The organism is Bacillus australimaris (genome assembly GCF_001307105.1).
Lineage (GTDB): Bacteria > Bacillota > Bacilli > Bacillales > Bacillaceae > Bacillus > Bacillus australimaris.
On record NZ_LGYN01000012.1, the window covers coordinates 490,640 to 507,519 of the forward strand.

General features: G+C 41.3%; 17 protein-coding genes. 10 read left to right on the forward strand and 7 right to left on the reverse strand.

The features are described from left to right. The first annotated feature begins 164 nt into the window (after positions 1-164). On the forward strand, positions 165-1,046 hold the full coding sequence (locus AKG37_RS09065) for a Cof-type HAD-IIB family hydrolase (protein ID WP_193391703.1): 882 nt from the start codon (positions 165-167) through the stop codon (positions 1,044-1,046). A gap of 55 nt (positions 1,047-1,101) precedes the next feature. Here the strand turns inward: AKG37_RS09065 and AKG37_RS09070 are convergent, their stop codons facing one another. The 5 genes from AKG37_RS09070 to pgsB all read right to left on the reverse strand — a co-directional run bounded on the left by AKG37_RS09070 (position 1,102) and on the right by pgsB (position 5,438). Continuing rightward, a complete protein-coding gene (locus AKG37_RS09070; RefSeq protein WP_060698500.1) occupies positions 1,102-2,325 on the reverse strand; it encodes a C40 family peptidase in 1,224 nt (407 codons plus the stop codon). A gap of 108 nt (positions 2,326-2,433) precedes the next feature. Continuing rightward, positions 2,434-2,604 (reverse strand): extrachromosomal elements maintenance protein EdmS, encoded by a 171-nt coding sequence (edmS, locus tag AKG37_RS19000; RefSeq protein WP_162838477.1) that lies wholly within the window; start codon positions 2,602-2,604, stop codon positions 2,434-2,436. Further along, a complete protein-coding gene (locus AKG37_RS09075) occupies positions 2,601-3,773 on the reverse strand; it encodes a CapA family protein (protein ID WP_060698501.1) in 1,173 nt (390 codons plus the stop codon). The genes edmS and AKG37_RS09075 overlap by 4 nt, the downstream gene beginning before the upstream one ends. A gap of 18 nt (positions 3,774-3,791) precedes the next feature. Continuing rightward, positions 3,792-4,241: a poly-gamma-glutamate biosynthesis protein PgsC gene (gene pgsC / locus AKG37_RS09080; RefSeq protein ID WP_007497520.1), complete on the reverse strand. Its 450-nt coding sequence runs from the start codon at positions 4,239-4,241 to the stop codon at positions 3,792-3,794. Between the two features lie 15 nt (positions 4,242-4,256). Next, a complete protein-coding gene (gene pgsB, locus AKG37_RS09085; RefSeq protein WP_039181962.1) occupies positions 4,257-5,438 on the reverse strand; it encodes a poly-gamma-glutamate synthase PgsB in 1,182 nt (393 codons plus the stop codon). Positions 5,439-6,185: 747 nt separating this feature from the next. On the opposite strand from pgsB, the gene AKG37_RS09090 reads away from it, so the two are divergent. The 9 genes from AKG37_RS09090 (at position 6,186) to rbsB (ending at position 15,637) form a co-directional block, all read left to right on the forward strand. Next, positions 6,186-7,667, forward strand: coding sequence for a spore germination protein (locus AKG37_RS09090; protein WP_060698502.1), 1,482 nt, complete (start codon positions 6,186-6,188; stop codon positions 7,665-7,667). Next, entirely contained in the window at positions 7,657-8,754 is a 1,098-nt protein-coding gene (locus AKG37_RS09095; RefSeq protein ID WP_060698503.1) for a GerAB/ArcD/ProY family transporter, read from the forward strand. Before AKG37_RS09090 ends, AKG37_RS09095 begins: the two co-directional genes overlap by 11 nt. After that, positions 8,744-9,886, forward strand: coding sequence for a Ger(x)C family spore germination protein (locus AKG37_RS09100; RefSeq protein ID WP_060698504.1), 1,143 nt, complete (start codon positions 8,744-8,746; stop codon positions 9,884-9,886). The genes AKG37_RS09095 and AKG37_RS09100 overlap by 11 nt, the downstream gene beginning before the upstream one ends. A gap of 117 nt (positions 9,887-10,003) precedes the next feature. Then, the gene (locus tag AKG37_RS09105) at positions 10,004-10,990 is read left to right on the forward strand and encodes a LacI family DNA-binding transcriptional regulator (protein ID WP_060698505.1); all 987 of its coding nucleotides are present in this window, start codon (positions 10,004-10,006) and stop codon (positions 10,988-10,990) included. Then, positions 10,987-11,865 (forward strand): ribokinase, encoded by an 879-nt coding sequence (gene rbsK / locus AKG37_RS09110; RefSeq protein ID WP_060698506.1) that lies wholly within the window; start codon positions 10,987-10,989, stop codon positions 11,863-11,865. Before AKG37_RS09105 ends, rbsK begins: the two co-directional genes overlap by 4 nt. Beyond that, positions 11,862-12,254 (forward strand): D-ribose pyranase, encoded by a 393-nt coding sequence (rbsD, locus tag AKG37_RS09115; protein ID WP_060698507.1) that lies wholly within the window; start codon positions 11,862-11,864, stop codon positions 12,252-12,254. Before rbsK ends, rbsD begins: the two co-directional genes overlap by 4 nt. A 15-nt stretch (positions 12,255-12,269) precedes the next feature. Beyond that, complete coding sequence (locus AKG37_RS09120; protein WP_060698508.1) at positions 12,270-13,751, forward strand: sugar ABC transporter ATP-binding protein; 1,482 nt, start codon at positions 12,270-12,272, stop codon at positions 13,749-13,751. 1 nt (position 13,752) lies between these two features. After that, a complete protein-coding gene (rbsC, locus tag AKG37_RS09125; protein WP_060698509.1) occupies positions 13,753-14,706 on the forward strand; it encodes a ribose ABC transporter permease RbsC in 954 nt (317 codons plus the stop codon). A gap of 13 nt (positions 14,707-14,719) precedes the next feature. Beyond that, the gene (gene rbsB, locus AKG37_RS09130) at positions 14,720-15,637 is read left to right on the forward strand and encodes a ribose ABC transporter substrate-binding protein RbsB (protein ID WP_060698510.1); all 918 of its coding nucleotides are present in this window, start codon (positions 14,720-14,722) and stop codon (positions 15,635-15,637) included. 47 nt (positions 15,638-15,684) lie between these two features. Here the strand turns inward: rbsB and AKG37_RS09135 are convergent, their stop codons facing one another. Further along, positions 15,685-16,290, reverse strand: coding sequence for a VanZ family protein (locus AKG37_RS09135; protein WP_060698511.1), 606 nt, complete (start codon positions 16,288-16,290; stop codon positions 15,685-15,687). A gap of 62 nt (positions 16,291-16,352) precedes the next feature. Next, positions 16,353-16,775: a hypothetical protein gene (locus tag AKG37_RS09140; RefSeq protein WP_060698512.1), complete on the reverse strand. Its 423-nt coding sequence runs from the start codon at positions 16,773-16,775 to the stop codon at positions 16,353-16,355. Between the last annotated feature and the right edge of the window lie 105 nt (positions 16,776-16,880).

Sequence of the window (16,880 nt, forward strand, 5' to 3'; positions counted from 1 at the left end):
CTGAGAGCGTCCCTTTGGGGCGCTTTTTCTTATTTCCTTGATCATTCGCTCAATTTTGTTTAGCCTTGATAGTGAGGAGTCAACCATCCTTTTTTTATGAGAATGAAGGAAATCGTACATACTTTGAAGAGGCTATTGCATGAATGAAGGAGGATTTGACAGCGATGAAAAAAATGATTGCGATTGATTTAGACGGTACACTTTTAAATACCAAAAGTGAAATATCCGTTCAAAACCGAGAGGCATTGATTCGTGCGAAGGAAGCGGGATATATTGTCACCATCTGTACAGGGCGGGCAACTTTTGACGTGAAGGAGCTTCTTGGCGATTTGGACATCCCTATTATTGCGGCAAACGGCGGGACTGTTCATACTGAAGGATACGAGCTCTTCAGCCGAATCACACTGGACCAAGAAGCCGGGAAACGAGCTGCAAAGGCATTAGTGGAACGGAACATTTACTTCGAGGTCTATACAGACGATGCCCTCCTCTCTCCTTTTGATGGAAAAGAGAAGCTGAAAGCAGAATTTGATCTGATCAAAAGCGCAAACCCAAATGAGGATTTAGCTGATTTATGGGAAGGCGCCATGACGCAATTTAAACAATTTGGCATCAAACCAGTAGATGATATTCGTGAGATTTTTGAGTCAAACGATCCGACCTATAAATTACTCTGCTTCTCGTTTGATATGGACAAACTGCACGAAGCACGACATCTTTTGGCGGACATGCCCGAGCTTTCATTGACCTCTTCTGGAAAACACATTATTGAGGTGCTACCAAAAGAGTCTGGAAAAGGACATGCCTTGAAAAAGCTCGCAGCCCATTATGGTGTAGACCGCTCTCATATTTATGCGATTGGCGACAGCCCAAACGATCTATCCATGTTTGAAGAAGCAGGCCACCGCATTGCAATGGGGAATGCCGTCGATGTGATTAAAGAAAAGAGCACCTACATCACAAAAGGGAATCATGAAGATGGCGTCGCTTATTTTATTGATCTTCTTTTACAAAATCAATTCCATGAAAAAAAGACGCTTGTCTGATCAGCGCCTAGAGAGAAGTCAGTAGTCCAATCCGAGTGCGGATCGGGCTTTTTCTTTATTTTTTTATTCGAACAGCCGTCTCATATTTATCCTTCCAGTACGTACTTGTTTTCATATTAGTCAGGACAACACCGTTTGAGACAGTGACATGAATGACTTGATTTGATCCTGCATAAATCGCCGGCATCAATGATGTCCCGCTGAAGAAGACAAGATCTCCCGGTTTAAGCTCAGAACGTTTCACTGGCGTACCTGCTTTGACTTGACCTGATGCATAGCGAGGCAGCTCAATGCCAAGTACTTCTTGATACACATACTGTGTGAACCCTGCTGTATCAAATCCTTGCTCTGGACTTGTACCGCCTTTAACATAAGGGACTTCACCAATATATGTCGCAGCTTTTGATACGATAGGGTCTTCTTTCGCAAGCTCCAAATCTGTTAATCGTTTCGCACCTGTCCATTTCTCACGCCAATACGATTCAGACAAATAAGAGATCGTCACGCTTTCAGAACGGCTCGCATGAATAAAGCGGTCGCCCCCAATATACATACCTACATGGGAAATTCCCGGCTTATATGTGTTACTAAAAAAGACAAAATCTCCGGGTCGAATATCGCTTAATGCCACTTTTTCTCCCACGATCCACTGCTGTTCAGCACTTCGAGGTAAATATATGCCAAGTGATTTTTCAAATAAATACTGTAAAAATCCTGAACAATCAAAGCCATCCTTTGGATCTGCTCCACCAAATACGTAAGGAATACCTAAATATTTCATCGCATCTTTCACAAGAGGGTCATCAGAAATTTCTTGCGTGCCAGGCAGTCGTTTGACTGCATAAAACCGATCTGTCCAATATTTGCTTTTGCTGACATCCGTTTTTACAACACCTTGACTAAGCGTGATATGGATGACCTGATCGTTCCCTGCGTACAACGCCACGTGTGTCGGAATATCCTTCGTTTCTTCAAGGCTTCGGAAATACACAAGGTCACCCGGCTGCGCTTTGTCCCATGATACCTTTTCTCCAATCTGATATTGATCAATCACCTTCCGCGGCAAATCAAATGTTTCAGAGGTCTTGTACACATATTGAATAAACCCAGATGCATCAAAGCCGGTTTTCGGATCGGTTCCACCTTTTTGATAAGGGGTGCCAATGAGCTTTTCGGCTTGCTCCAAAAGAGACGGTGTTTGAGCAGATACCGCTGATGGAGACATGAACATCAGCCCTATGAGCGCACAACCTCCAAGCAGCATTCCTTTCCATTTCATGATCTATTCCCTCCTTTCTTCTATAGTTTTGGCAGGACACCTTTCATTTTACACCCTTTTTTGACAAAAAAAGAGCACGCAATGTGCGTGCCCTTTTATGCTCTTTCGTTATTGACCTGCTTCCGCTTTTGACTGCTTTTGCTGTTCAATTTTCTGCATTTCAACCGAGATCTTTTGTTTTTCATGATCTGTCAGGCTGTCACTAAATTTAAAAGCAGACATAAAGACAAATACTAAAATTAACGCAACAAACGGCCAGCTTGCTTTTACGAATTTCATTTCTTCTCTTTCCCTCCGTTTTCATTTTCTTTTAGATTTTTAACTTTATCAGCGTGATCTACTTCAAAGAAAATGTGTCCGTCTTTTTCTTTCCAGTCCGCATTCGTTCCATTGGTCAGCATACGGATAATCGCTTTTGATTCTAAAGATCCTGCTTTTACTGGGGCAGGTGTTGCTTCTTTGATGTACATTGGGACAACTTCAAATGTCGCTTTTCCATCTTCATTCAGATGATACTGAACAAGTGCAGAATCACGTGTTCTTGACCAGCCTTGGTCAAAGATAAAGTTTCCTAGGCTATAGAAAATCGCCGTTCCATTATAAACTTCCATCGGTTCAAGGACGTGCGGGTGAGCACCGATAATGATATCAGCACCTGCCTTGGACATCGCTCTTGCCAATTCTCGTTGTCTGTCGTTTACTTCATTGTTGTACTCCTGTCCCCAGTGAGCATGAACAACGACAATATCTGCCTTTTCAGCGGCCTGTGAAATCATCGGAATAAAGATAGATGGATCGGCTGGCAGAATACCCGCCTGACGATTCGTTGCTTTAAAATCTTTCCCATACACATCTGTAAAACCAAGTGTAGCAATTTTGACACCATTAACTTCTTTGTACGAAATGTTCTGCTTCGCATCTTGGAGGTTGCGACCTGCACCTGTATAATCCATGTCAGCTTGTTCAAAGGCATCAATCGTATTGTTCAGCCCTTTTTCACCATAGTCTGCCGCATGGTTATTCGCAAAGTTTAACACTGAAAAATTTAAATCCTTCAACGCTTGGACAGAATCTTCATCTGTTTTTAAATGAATATTCTTTTGCGCCGCCTGCTCCTTATCAGATGCAACTGGGTGCTCAAAGTTTCCTGTCACATAATCTGACACATCAAAGTATGGCTTGGCATAGCGAAAGAGATGCTGTTTCCCATAGCGGTCTGTCACTTTCTCTACGTTTCTTCCAAACATAATGTCGCCAACAAACGAAGCGGTCAGGATGTTTTCTGAATTCTTTTGTACAGTTGGCACTTGTGCTTTCCCGATAAACGTAAATAAAAATGTACAAGCAATGACGATCGGTAAAGCAATCAGTACGTGTTTATTCGTCTTTTTCTTTTGATTCTTCGTGATTTTCAGCAGCTTTTCCTGAAAGCTCAATTTTTTATTCATCATTGGACACACCTTATCTTAAAATAGATAGTAAACATACATGATGGCAAATGTTGCACCACTTAGAAGTAACGTGCTTCCAAGGGTAATCGTAAGACCTTGCTTTTGAATTGTATTCGCAATCAATCCAGGGACGATAATTCCGATTCCGCGGAATTCTGCTATTTCAAATGGGACCACTGGATAAAAGAAATCAAATATCAGCTTTAAGGCAATCCCTGTAATCAGCATCGCAGCAAACTTTCTACGTCCGTATAAAATCATGAATTTTGATAGACCAAAACGAACGATCACATACGTAAGCAAGCTGACAGATAAGACGACTAAAATGAAAACTGGCTGGTTAAATACGAGCGCCAGATAACCTGGAACAACAAGTCCAGCTGGTACGATTCCTGTTTTTTCTGCAAAGATTAAACTAAGTAGAACACCTAAAATTAACGAGATATAAAGATCTGATCCGAACATTTTCTATATTTCCTCCTAGCTGACAAGCTGCTTAATTTTGTATTCTTGAATTTTTTCGATTAACGGTTCAGCGGCACCATGGATATTGCCGACTCCATAAACCACTCGATTATGAAGCTTTTTCTCAAGCATATTCATAATTTGTTCTGTAGATTGATATTCAAGGTTGTGTAAGTGGTCAGCCGGAATTTTCCCTTCCTCATATGCCTTTACGATTGGATCTGTTGTTTCACCAATTAAGACAAGATCACTTGCTTCAATATAAGGAAGTACATCCTCCGCAAACTGGATCGTTCTATCTACACGATCCGCACGGCAGTTCATGATAATAATCGGTTCATCTGTTGGATATCCAATTTCTTTCACACGCTTCCAAATATTCAATGTAGATGATGCGTCGTTTGCCGCAAATCCATTTACAAAGTGTCCAGGTGTTTTTGCGTCCATTAATGGTAGAATTCTCATCGCTCCTGGATCAGGCGGTGCATTTAACATTCCTCTAAATGCCGTATCTTCATCAATCCCTAATGCTTGGGCAACACCAAGCGCAAGTGAAGCATTATCTGGGAAAACCATGTACTCAAATTTCCGCAAAAACTCATCGGAAATCTTGGAATTATCTGCAACAATCACTTCTGTATTGCGTTTTTTCGCAATCTCTTTAAAGAAATCCGTATATTCACTATCCGTAATAACCAAGTGTCCATTGTAAGGAATTGTCGCTGTAAAGGCTTCTGCTATTTCATCAAGTGTCGGCCCCATGACGTCCATATGATCTTCAAGAACGTTTACGATTACGCCAATGTTTGCTTGAAGCAGCTCTTCCTGAAAGATAATTTGGTAATCTGGATTTACCGCCATACATTCACTAACGATGGCATTTGCTCCTCTTTCAACTGTTTCTCTCATAACTTCCTTCTGCTCTCCGATATTCGGTCCTTGCGGTTTCCTTTTAATCGGTTTCTCCTCTGGCGTATCCCAATAAATCATTCTTGCATCCGTTCCCGTTGTTTTGCCGACAGTTTTATAACCTGCCTCCATTAAGATACCGGTTGTCAATCTTGTGACGGTAGACTTTCCGCGAATACCATTAATATTGACGCGCACCGGCAGGGCATCGATATTTTTCTGATGACGCTTCTTTTCAATAAAGCCAATCCCCAACATGATGACACAGGCTATAACGATTAACCACATCGCTTATCTACATCTCCTTTTTTTATGAGTGTGATATGTAAATTCAATCAACAGTATATCTGTTCAGCATAAAATCACAATCGGTATTATGTAACATAATCTTTCACTTCCTCGTATGCCAAATTCCTCTAATCAGAAGGCTTTTTTGCCTACCCATCCATCAAATGAAAAGGCCAAAAGGCGGACAAAAATCAGCCTGAATTTCTGCTTAATTCAAGAGAAAGCGTTACCATCAATGATCGAAAAATCTTTTGTCCTTTTCTCCCTAATTTTTTCGACAATTTTTAAGATGTATTTTGAATCAATGTTTTAAATCCTTCTCTGCTCTATAACATCAGTCATATCAGCGCTTTAAATGAATAATGCGTGTTTTGGAATGTTTTATATTTTTGAACGAACAGGTTAGAAAGTCATCCTCATCTGCCAGAATGCTATGTGTTGACCTATGACAAAGGTCACCTCCAAAAAAATCAAGTCATCTGCTTCATTTCAGGTCACGAAAAATTGGGATAAGATGTAAAAGTTTAATCATTTAGGTGTATCTTCTCTTTACGAGATTCGCTCCTAATGACCTAAACAATGAAACATTATTCATTTGTTTTTATCAAGATTCATCATTTCTTAACATTTTTAATATGAATTTAGTTGAAAGTTGTCTGCTCATGTCATGCTTTCCCCAAAGGTGACGAATAAAATTCGCGTCTCCGCTTACACTAAGGTTAAAAAAACTGTGAGAGGAGGCTAAAGATGCCAAACACCAATGAGCAAACACGCTTGCATTTTTTATCAGGCAGCTTTGAAGAGAAAATTAGGATCCTGAAAAAAACCTTTCAGCAAAGCGGCGATTTTGAATACCGAGAGTTAATGGTCAATGAAACGAAATCTGTGCTGTTTTTTATTAAGACAAGAGTGGATGAAGGCAAACTAAACGATTTCATCATCGGAAATTTGTTAGGTACTCCTGGACAGCAGGATTATACAAAATCGCTTAGCACACTCGAAACAGGCGATTTGACGCTGATCACAGACAGTATTATTGCAGGAAGTATCGCCTTTCTTGATGAAAACTCCTCGCAGATCAAGTTATTTACTGTCGGACAGCCGCCGCTGCGCTCTATATCTGAGCCGTCTTCTGAAAGCATTATCGCTGGCGCACATGATGGATTTGTCGAAAGTTTGGACACAAATCTATATTTGCTACGATCCCACTTAAATGATCGAAAGCTTGCCATTCAGTATCATAAGGTCGGTACAAAATCGGAAACAAAGCTTGCAACGGTTTATATATCTGATATTGCCAATAAAGAAAATGTCGAAGAAATCAACAAACGGATTTCTTCTATTAAAGTAGACACACTGATAAGTCCTGGTTCTATCGTTGAGGCCATTGAGGAAGATTCATTTTCTATTTTCCCTCAGCTGATTGATACAGAACGTCCGGACAAGGTGAGATCTGCAATCCTTGAAGGCAGGATAGTCGTACTCATGGATGGCAGTCCAATGGCCATCATTCTGCCTATCACGTTTTTTAGCTTCTTTCAGTCACCAGATGATTATAATAGCCGCTGGATACCAGCTACGTTTATTCGTATTCTTCGCTATCTTGCCTGTATCATAGCAGTCATTTTGCCTTCTTTTTATATTGCTGTTATTTCGTTTCATTATGAGGTTGTCCCAGATGAACTAGCCATTACGATGAAGAACTCTATTATCGGCATTCCCTTTCCTCCATTAATAGAGGCTATGCTGATGGAGATCACGATTGAACTCATACGCGAGGCCGGGGTGCGTCTGCCTAAACCAATCGGGCAGACCATTGGAATCGTAGGTGGTTTGGTTATTGGGGATGCGGTTGTACAAGCAGGACTTATTTCGAATGTCCAAGTTATTGTCGTTGCTGTGACGGCTGTCGCTTCATTTGTACTTCCGTCGTTTGAAATGACGTCCACCATCAGGATGCTTCGGTTCCCGCTCATGTTTATGGCATCGATGTTTGGATTTATTGGCATTTCATTTGGACTGGCCATCGTCCTCATGAATCTATGCCGCCTAGAATCACTTGGGGTGCCGTACTTATCACCTGTTGCTCCATTTAACTGGCAGGACTTAAAAGACACCATCATTCGATTGCCTATGTGGATGTACAAACAGCGCCCAGTGTATTTGAATCCGCAAAAGAAAGAGCAAATTAAAAATTTGAGAGGGTGGAAAAACAATCATGAAGAATAAGATATCTCCCCCTCAGGCTGCTTTTTTTATCATTCAATCTCAAATTGGTGTTGGTATTTTAGCGCTCCCCCATTTGCTCATGAAAGACATGGGGCATGATGGCTGGATGGCGATTATTTTAGCGTGTTTTTTTATCCAGATCATCAATACCATTTTTCTTTATATCATCCACAAGTATCCTGAGACGTCATTTTTCCAAGCGCTGATTGAGGTCTTTGGAAAATGGATTGGACGCCTTTTGGTCACGCTCTATATGGTATACTTTGCCTCAGTTTGTATCGTGGTGCTGTCTATCTTCACAAGGATTCTTGGCATATGGGTGCTCCCGCTCACACCGAACTGGGTCATTAACCTATTACTCATGATATGTATTATCTATATCGCAAAGGAGAAAATTACAGCCATTGTCAGGTTTAACTTTATTTTGACACCCTTTATACTCTTCCTGTCTCTATTGATGTTCTATGCATTAAAAGGAACCAATATTGATTATCTCATGCCTTTTTTCCAAACGGATATTTCTCAATTCCGGCTTGGATTGAAGGACGTGGTGCTGTCAATGAATGGATTTGAAATGATTCTTGTCATCTCTCCACTGATGAAGGGCACCATTAAGCAACGATATAAAGTGATGACCATTTCAAATATATGTACGACGCTTTACTACCTATTTATTACATTAATCTGTTTTATGTTTTTCAGTCCGGCTGAGCTTGATATCATCCCGAATCCTGTGTTGTATCTATTAAAAACCATTACATTCGGAGTCATTGAGCGGACGGATTTAATTTTCCTAAGCTTTTGGGTCTTTGTCATTCTAGCCACACTGAGTAATTATCTGTACTTTTGTGCAAATGGTGTGTCCAGTATTCTGAAGAAGAAAAATCACAAAAAATATGTCTACTATTTTGCCATTTTGATTTATGCTGCCAGCTGTTTTCTTTCAACTGATAATTTTAGAATTCAGCGCTTCAATGACTTTACCACCGTTGCACAATATTCATTTATTTACACACTTCCGATCATTATGGCCGTTATCATTTTGATCAAACACCGAATAGGGAAGGTGAAATCACATGCATCATAGGTACATGTTGACACTGCTCATGTGTGTTTCCCTCTTTTTCATGCCAGGCTGCTGGGATCAAAACCTATTAAAAGATATCTCTCTTGTTTTAACTTCAGCTGTTGACAAAGGAGAGGATGACAATGCAAAATACTCGATTACCTATCGAAAGGTGCAGCAGTCTCAAAGTATGCAGCAAGGGAATACTGGCAGCTATTTAACCACTGTTCTCACAACCGAAGCGCCTACTTTAAGAAAAGCAAGAAGTAACTTTAGCCGGAGTGTAGACCAAAAAATAGATATGTCGAAAATGCGGGTGATGCTGATCGGTGATGATTTTGCCAAGCAGCGGATGCTCCCTTACTTAGATATGTTTTATCGCGATCCGAAAAGTCCTTTGCTCGCAAACATGGCTGTGGTGCAAGGAGGAAGCTGTGTGGAATTGATCAATCAGCTGCTCAAAGAAAAACTCATTGTAAGCGACTATTTAAACAACCTGATCACTTCTGCATCACACTCCTCTCAAGTTTCACCTAAAAACATTCAAAACGTAAGATCCAAAATGCTGCAAACCGGGGAGGATTTCACACTGCCGTTGCTCTACTACGATAAATCAAAAAAGTTAACGAGTGTGAGAGGGGTTGCCTTATTTGATAATGAGAAAAAGAAAGGTGAACTGTATGCTCAGGATGCCATCTTGCTCACCATCATGGATGGGAAAATGGGCAATTATGCAAACTTCACTAAAAAAGTAAGAAATGATATGAAATCAAAGGAGAACAATTACATCACCATTCAAGTAACCGATTCAAAGAGAGACATCAAAATCGTCAATCCTGATCACCGAAACGTAACCTTCTCTCTTGAGTTTGAATTCACCACCTCTGTTCTTGAATATCCGAAAGACAATTTAGATACTGACAAGAAAATTGAAATGTTAAACAAAAGGCTGTCAGCTATTTTGACAAAAGACGCCGAAAAAGTCATTGCAGCCCTGCAAGAGGCGAATTCTGACGTCCTCAGTCTTGGCAGAAAATATCGGGTAAGACACTATGATGAATATATGAAAATGAACTGGGTCACCGATTATCCAAGTGTGAAAATTATTCCAAAAGTGAAAGTGAACATTACACAAACAGGTATTATTAGTTAAGAAAAGGAAGAAGGCATCTTTCTTTTCTTTTTTTATTTTTTTTAGATTGTCATTTCGATGCATTCGTGATAATCTATCTCTGTAAACGGTTACACATTCACGAAGGGAGGCACTCCATTGGCTACAATTAAAGATGTTGCAAAAGCTGCACAAGTGTCTGTTGCCACTGTTTCACGCGTGCTCAACGATACTGGCTATGTCCATACAGATACGAAAATCCGCGTGACACAAGCGATGCAGGAGCTGAACTACTTTCCCAATGAAGTCGCTAGATCCCTTTTCAAAAGAGAATCACGCTTAATCGGTTTGATCTTACCTGATATCACAAACCCCTTTTTCCCTCAGCTGGCTAGAGGCGTTGAGGATGAGATTCATGCACACGGTTTTCGGTTATTATTTGGGAACAGTGATGAAGACCGTGAGAAGGAAATGGCTTACTTACAAACCTTTAAACAAAATCAAGTGGTTGGTGTCATCGCGGTCACAAATGAACCCGAATCAGATATATACAAAGATGACGATCTGCCTGTTGTGTTCTTAGATCGAACCGTTCCACATGCACCTTCCGTCTTTGCAGATGCTGCAGCTGGCGGGAAAATGGCCGCTATGGAATTAATCAACCGCGGCAGCCGTCAGATCACATTGCTGAAAGGACCTGCACACCTGCAAACAGCGAGGCAGAGATTCAAAGGCGCACTCGACGTTCTCACGGAAACAGGTGTCGATTTTCATGTGATGTCTAATGCTTCATTTTCCTTTCAAGAAGCCCAAAAAAGCGCCAAAGCCCTTTTTCAGCTGTATCCTGAAACAGATGGCATCATTGCGAGCAATGACATCGTTGCAACAGCAGTTATACACGAAGCGCTTCGGACTGGAAAAACCATTCCTGGAGACGTTCAAATCATTGGATTTGATGATATTCCGCAAAGTGAGCTGCTCTTTCCTTCCTTATCGACCATTAGGCAGCCCGCCTATGATATGGGAAAAGCAGCGGCACAGCTGTTAATCAAAGCGATTCAGAAACAACCGATAGATCAATCAGTTATCCAAATGCCCGTCTCTTTTATTGAACGAGAGACCACAAGAAAGGTGGATTCACAATGAGTCATATTGTCGTAGTAGGAAGCTGTTCAATGGATTTAGTCGTCACATCAGATAAACGGCCAAATGCCGGTGAAACGGTTTTAGGCGAATCTTTTAAAACTGTCCCCGGCGGAAAAGGGGCCAATCAAGCAGTCGCAAGTGCCAGACTCGGTGCAGATGTATACATGGTCGGCCGAGTTGGTGATGACACTTATGGTCAGGATATTCTGAGTAATTTACAAGCACAAGGTGTCCGCACCACTTATATGAAACCGGTTACCGAAATGGAGAGCGGCACAGCTCATATCATTTTAGCAGAGGGTGATAACAGCATTGTCGTGGTCAAAGGAGCAAATAATGAGGTCACTCCTGACTATGTCAGTGATGCTCTTTCTACGATTGATGATATTGGGATGGTTCTTATTCAGCAGGAAATACCTGAAGAAACGGTCGAAGCTGTCTGCGCGATTTGCAGTGAAAAAGAAATCCCTGTGATTTTAAACCCTGCACCAGCACGCAAAGTATCGCAGCAGGTTTTAGAGCAGGCTGCCTACATCACGCCGAATGAGCACGAAGCTGTTCTCATCTTTGATGGTCTCCCAATCGAAGACGCCTTGCGTCAATACCCTAACAAATTACTGATCACAGAAGGGAAAAATGGCGTTCGATATTTTGACGGATCAAAAGAAGTATTAGTTCCAGGCGTTCCTGTCGAAGCAGTCGATACAACAGGTGCTGGCGATACCTTTAACGGAGCCTTCGCTGTAGCCCTAACAGAAGGCAAACCCCTCTACGACGCACTTGCCTTTGCCAACCTTGCAGCATCAATGTCTGTCACAAAGTTTGGTGCACAAGGCGGCATGCCAACAAGAGAAGAATTGGAGAAAAAGAAATGAAAAAAAACGGTATCCTAAACAGCCATATCGCCAAGGTGCTTGCTGACCTTGGCCACACAGATACAATCGTCATCGCAGATTGCGGTCTCCCTATTCCAGAAGGTCCAGTGAAAATTGATCTGGCGTTATCGATCGGCACACCGTCCTTTCAGGAGGTTACCTCCCTCCTGCTTCAGGAAATGGCCGTTGAAAACATCACCGTGGCTAGTGAAATCAAAGAAGCCAATGAGCGAGATCATCTATTTCTAAAGAAAGCGTTCTCAAAGTCATTACATGATGTAGACCATGAGACGTTCAAAGACATGACCAAACAGGCAAAAGCAGTCATTCGAACGGGTGAAGCCACCCCTTACGCAAACTGCATTCTCCATGCCGGTGTCATCTTTTAAAAGGAGGAACCAGATATGAACATTGAGATGCATAACATTCACAAGGCTTTTGGAAAAAACACCGTTCTCTCCGGGGTCTCCTTTGACCTCGTCACTGGTGAAGTTCACGCACTTATGGGCGAAAATGGAGCGGGAAAATCAACTTTAATGAACCTGCTCACAGGTCTTTATTCATTAGATCAAGGATCGATTCAAATCGACGGAAAAGAAACCGCTTTCAAAAATCCGAAGGAAGCGGAACAGCATGGCATCGCCTTTATTCACCAAGAGCTTAACATTTGGCCAGATATGACCGTCTTGGAAAACCTATTCATCGGAAAAGAAATATATACAAAGCTTGGACTGCTGGACACAAAGAAAATGAAGGTCCTCGCCCAAGCGCAGCTGAACCGATTGTCTGTGAACCTCTCGCTTGATCAAGAGGCAGGCAGTTGTTCTGTTGGGCAAAAACAGATGATTGAGATTGCCAAGGCATTAATGACCGATGCAAAGGTCATCATCATGGATGAGCCAACGGCCGCTCTAACAGAACGTGAAATTGAAAAGCTCTTCCAAGTCATCGAATCTCTCAAAAAAGAAGGCGTTTCTATCGTCTATATTTCTCACCGTATGGAGGAAATCTTTGCAATCTGTGACCGGATTACGATTATGCGTGATGGGAAAACAGTCGATACGAAAGCCATCCCTGAAACGAATTTCCATGAAGTCGTCAAAAAAATGGTCGGCCGAGAATTAACAGATCGATACCCTGAGCGAACGCCTTCGACAGGAGAGATTGCCCTCGAGGTGAAACAAGCGACGAGAAAAGGGCAATTTGAAGACATCAGCTTCTCAGTCAAAGCTGGAGAAATCGTCGGTGTCGCAGGCTTAATGGGCGCTGGCCGGACCGAAATGATGCGGTCGCTGTTTGGTCTCGATCCTCTTGATCAAGGGGAAATCTGGGTTCATGGGAAAAAGGCTGTCATTAAAAAACCAAGTGATGCCGTCAAGCTCGGCATCGGCTTTATCACAGAGGATCGCAAGGATGAAGGACTGATGCTTGATGCATCCATCCGAGAAAACATTGGTCTGCCGAACTTAAAAAGCTTCTCTCCAAAGGGACTGATTGATAAGAAAACTGAACAGGATTTTGTTGATCTGCTCATCAAAAGATTGACGATTAAAACGGCTTCCTCTGACATTTCTGCCCGAAGTCTCTCAGGTGGAAATCAGCAAAAAGTCGTCATCGCCAAATGGATCGGCATACAGCCAAAGGTGTTGATTTTAGATGAACCGACACGAGGTGTTGACGTCGGAGCGAAACGAGAAATCTACCAATTAATGAATGAACTGACCGATCGAGGTGTTGCCATTTTAATGGTCTCCTCTGAACTCCCAGAAGTTCTAGGAATGAGCGATCGAGTTCTCGTCATTCATGAAGGAACCATCAGCGGAGAATTAGACAAAACAGAAGCTACACAGGAACGAATCATGACACTAGCTACAGGAGGGAAGTAACATGAAACCACTTACTTCAAATGGACGATTTGACAACATCATGCAAAAGCTTGGGCCATTCTTAGGACTCATCATCCTTGTCGCCATTGTTTCTATTTTAAATCCGGCCTTTTTAGAGCCATTAAACATTTTAAACTTACTGAGACAAATCTCCATTAATGCCCTCATTGCCTTTGGGATGACGTTTGTTATTTTAACTGGAGGCATTGATTTATCTGTCGGGGCCATTCTAGCACTGTCCAGTGCACTGACTGCCGGCTTTATCGTTTCTGGCCTGGACCCGATTTTAGCCATTATCGCCGGCTGTATCATCGGTGCCGTTCTTGGGATGATCAACGGTCTTTTAATCACAAAAGGAAAAATGGCTCCTTTTATCGCAACACTTGCTACGATGACAATTTTCAGAGGATTGACACTCGTTTATACAGACGGAAACCCGATTACTGGACTTGGCTCTAACTATGCATTCCAATTATTCGGCCGCGGATATTTCTTAGGTATTCCTGTTCCAGCAATCACGATGCTTCTCACCTTTATCGTACTTTGGGTGCTGCTTCATAAAACGCCTTTCGGCAGAAGAACATATGCGATCGGCGGGAATGAAAAAGCTGCGCTCATTTCAGGAATAAAAGTACCGCGCGTAAAAATTATGATCTATTCATTAGCAGGCTTCATGTCTGCTTTAGCAGGTGCAATCTTAACATCTCGTCTAAACTCAGCCCAGCCAACAGCTGGTACGTCCTACGAACTTGATGCAATTGCTGCCGTTGTACTTGGCGGGACAAGTCTGTCTGGCGGAAGAGGACGAATTGTCGGTACACTGATCGGGGTGCTCATCATCGGTGTCCTGAACAATGGTATGAACTTACTTGGTGTTTCATCATTCTATCAATCTGTTGTAAAAGGGATTGTCATCTTGATTGCAGTCCTATTAGACAGAAAGAAATCTGCTTAAGGAGGCAGCTGCTATGAAAAAATATCTTATTCTTATCCTGACTCTCTCATTATTCATGCTTTCTGCCTGCTCACTTGAACCGCCAGAGTGGGCCAAGTCATCAAAGGATGGCAAGAAAAAAGACATCAAAATCGGGCTGTCGATCTCGACGTTAAATAACCCATTCTTCGTTTCTTTGAAAAACGGCGTGACAAAAGAAGCGAAAAAGCTAGGCATTGAAGTTGTGATCGCAGATGCACAAAATGATTCAGCTAAACAAACAAGTGATGTAGAAGACCTCATTCAGCAAGGAGTTGACGCATTGCTCATCAACCCAGCTGATTCATCTGCTATTTCAACCGCTGTCGAATCAGCGAATGCTTCAGATATACCGGTTATCACATTAGACCGCTCAGCCGAAAATGGAAAGGTAGAAGCCCTTGTCGCCTCAGATAACGTCAAAGGCGGCGAAATGGCAGCTAACTTCATCATCGATAAGGTTGGTAAAGGAGCAAAGGTCGCTGAACTAGAAGGTGTACCAGGCGCTTCCGCGACACGCGAGCGCGGAAAAGGATTCCATCAAATTGCGGATAAAGATCTAAAGGTAACAGCCAAACAAGCTGCTGATTTCGACCGGACAAAAGGACTGAATGTCATGGAAAACCTCCTTCAAGGAAACCCTGACATTAAAGCTGTTTTTGCCCACAATGATGAAATGGCACTTGGCGCGCTAGAGGCAATTCAAAGCTCTGGAAAAGACATTCTCGTCGTTGGCTTTGACGGAAACGAAGATGCACTCAGCTCAATCAAAGCAGGAAAGCTCTCCGCAACGGTCGCACAGCAGCCGGAGCTGATCGGTCAGCTGGCAGTCGGCGCTGCAAACGACGTATTAAAAGGGGAAAAAGTACAAAAGAACATCGCAGCTCCACTGAAACTAGAACAAAAGAAATAAACAGAAACCCCCGATTTCCCTCGGGGGTTTCTGTTTATCTGCCAGCTTTATTTTTTTAATGGCTGGCCAGCATCATAAATATGGCTAATAATTGGATTGAAATCTATTTCAAATTTACTCAATATTAGTTTGAAAAACCTTATAAATAGTTTAAACAAGAATACATAGCCAATTAATGTACCTAGAAGGTTATAAATTATATCATCGATATCTACCACCCTAAAGGAATAACCCGCATATAATCCAACAATCAGTTGGAAACCTTCAAATAATATTCCAACTAACAAACCTACTGAAAAGATCTTTTTAAATGTTGCCTTAATTAAAAATGGTAAACCAAAACCTAAAGGTATTGTCATGAATACATTATAAAAACTGGCTAAACTAACACCTTCACTAAAAGGAATTACATTCATTTCTACTAAGACATTATTTTTCCCACCGAATACTTCTTTGAAATTCTCTCGTTGAGTTTCATCTATAGTAATTGGGAATTGTGTTAAATTTATAACATGATATACATAGAAAGTCATAATTGAAAAGAACAATAAATATGTATAACTTTTCTTATACTTAAGTTTGAGCAAGGCTGCAAAAGCTATATATATAAATAAAAAACTATAGAGTATCCAGCCTTCAAAAAATATAATCATAATGTAGCTCTCCTAGCAAATAAAACAGAAGAGAATTTATAAATAAATTCTCTTCTGTTTTATTAATTATATACTTTCCCAGAACCTTTTAAGTGTCTTCCGTCTATTTCTATTTTATATACAAACAAATAATATTTATTTCCTCCACCAAGACCTTTAAATGTACCAGAGACCTTATTGCTACTTCCATTCGCATTAGGTCTAGATGTCACTGTACCAAAGCTGTTTCCTGTTGTCTTGTTTCTTAGTTCATAATATACTAAATTAGGTCCCTTCGCATTAGGTAATTTTTTAGATTGCCATTGACTTCCTGAAATTTTGGCTGATCCTTTACTTAGAGTATAATATTTCCCTAAATCAGATCCATTCACAGCTCTCTTTTCCATCGTAAAACTATATTGATTAGTTTTAGCAAATGTCGGGACAACCATCACAAAAGAAAATAATACTAACATCACTACTGAAAATACTCTTGATTTTTTCAACTTTCACAACACCTTTTCTATAAATTTTGATGACTATCAATTCCAAAATTTATAATACCATATGTTCATATTAAAAAAAACCCTTAATTTACATATTTATCTTAT

What these genes read in the sequence shown, in the direction of transcription:
- AKG37_RS09120 (WP_060698508.1), top strand. Translation starts at nt 12,270, where the DNA reads ATGAACATTGAGATGCATAACATTCACAAGGCTTTTGGAAAAAACACC.
- AKG37_RS09075 (WP_060698501.1), bottom strand. Translation starts at nt 3,773, where the DNA reads ATGAATAAAAAATTGAGCTTTCAGGAAAAGCTGCTGAAAATCACGAAG.
- AKG37_RS09090 (WP_060698502.1), top strand. Translation starts at nt 6,186, where the DNA reads ATGCCAAACACCAATGAGCAAACACGCTTGCATTTTTTATCAGGCAGC.
- rbsK (WP_060698506.1), top strand. Translation starts at nt 10,987, where the DNA reads ATGAGTCATATTGTCGTAGTAGGAAGCTGTTCAATGGATTTAGTCGTC.
- AKG37_RS09065 (WP_193391703.1), top strand. Translation starts at nt 165, where the DNA reads ATGAAAAAAATGATTGCGATTGATTTAGACGGTACACTTTTAAATACC.
- AKG37_RS09095 (WP_060698503.1), top strand. Translation starts at nt 7,657, where the DNA reads ATGAAGAATAAGATATCTCCCCCTCAGGCTGCTTTTTTTATCATTCAA.
- rbsB (WP_060698510.1), top strand. Translation starts at nt 14,720, where the DNA reads ATGAAAAAATATCTTATTCTTATCCTGACTCTCTCATTATTCATGCTT.
- AKG37_RS09070 (WP_060698500.1), bottom strand. Translation starts at nt 2,325, where the DNA reads ATGAAATGGAAAGGAATGCTGCTTGGAGGTTGTGCGCTCATAGGGCTG.
- AKG37_RS09100 (WP_060698504.1), top strand. Translation starts at nt 8,744, where the DNA reads ATGCATCATAGGTACATGTTGACACTGCTCATGTGTGTTTCCCTCTTT.
- pgsB (WP_039181962.1), bottom strand. Translation starts at nt 5,438, where the DNA reads ATGTGGTTAATCGTTATAGCCTGTGTCATCATGTTGGGGATTGGCTTT.
- AKG37_RS09135 (WP_060698511.1), bottom strand. Translation starts at nt 16,290, where the DNA reads ATGATTATATTTTTTGAAGGCTGGATACTCTATAGTTTTTTATTTATA.
- edmS (WP_162838477.1), bottom strand. Translation starts at nt 2,604, where the DNA reads ATGAAATTCGTAAAAGCAAGCTGGCCGTTTGTTGCGTTAATTTTAGTA.
- rbsD (WP_060698507.1), top strand. Translation starts at nt 11,862, where the DNA reads ATGAAAAAAAACGGTATCCTAAACAGCCATATCGCCAAGGTGCTTGCT.
- pgsC (WP_007497520.1), bottom strand. Translation starts at nt 4,241, where the DNA reads ATGTTCGGATCAGATCTTTATATCTCGTTAATTTTAGGTGTTCTACTT.
- rbsC (WP_060698509.1), top strand. Translation starts at nt 13,753, where the DNA reads ATGAAACCACTTACTTCAAATGGACGATTTGACAACATCATGCAAAAG.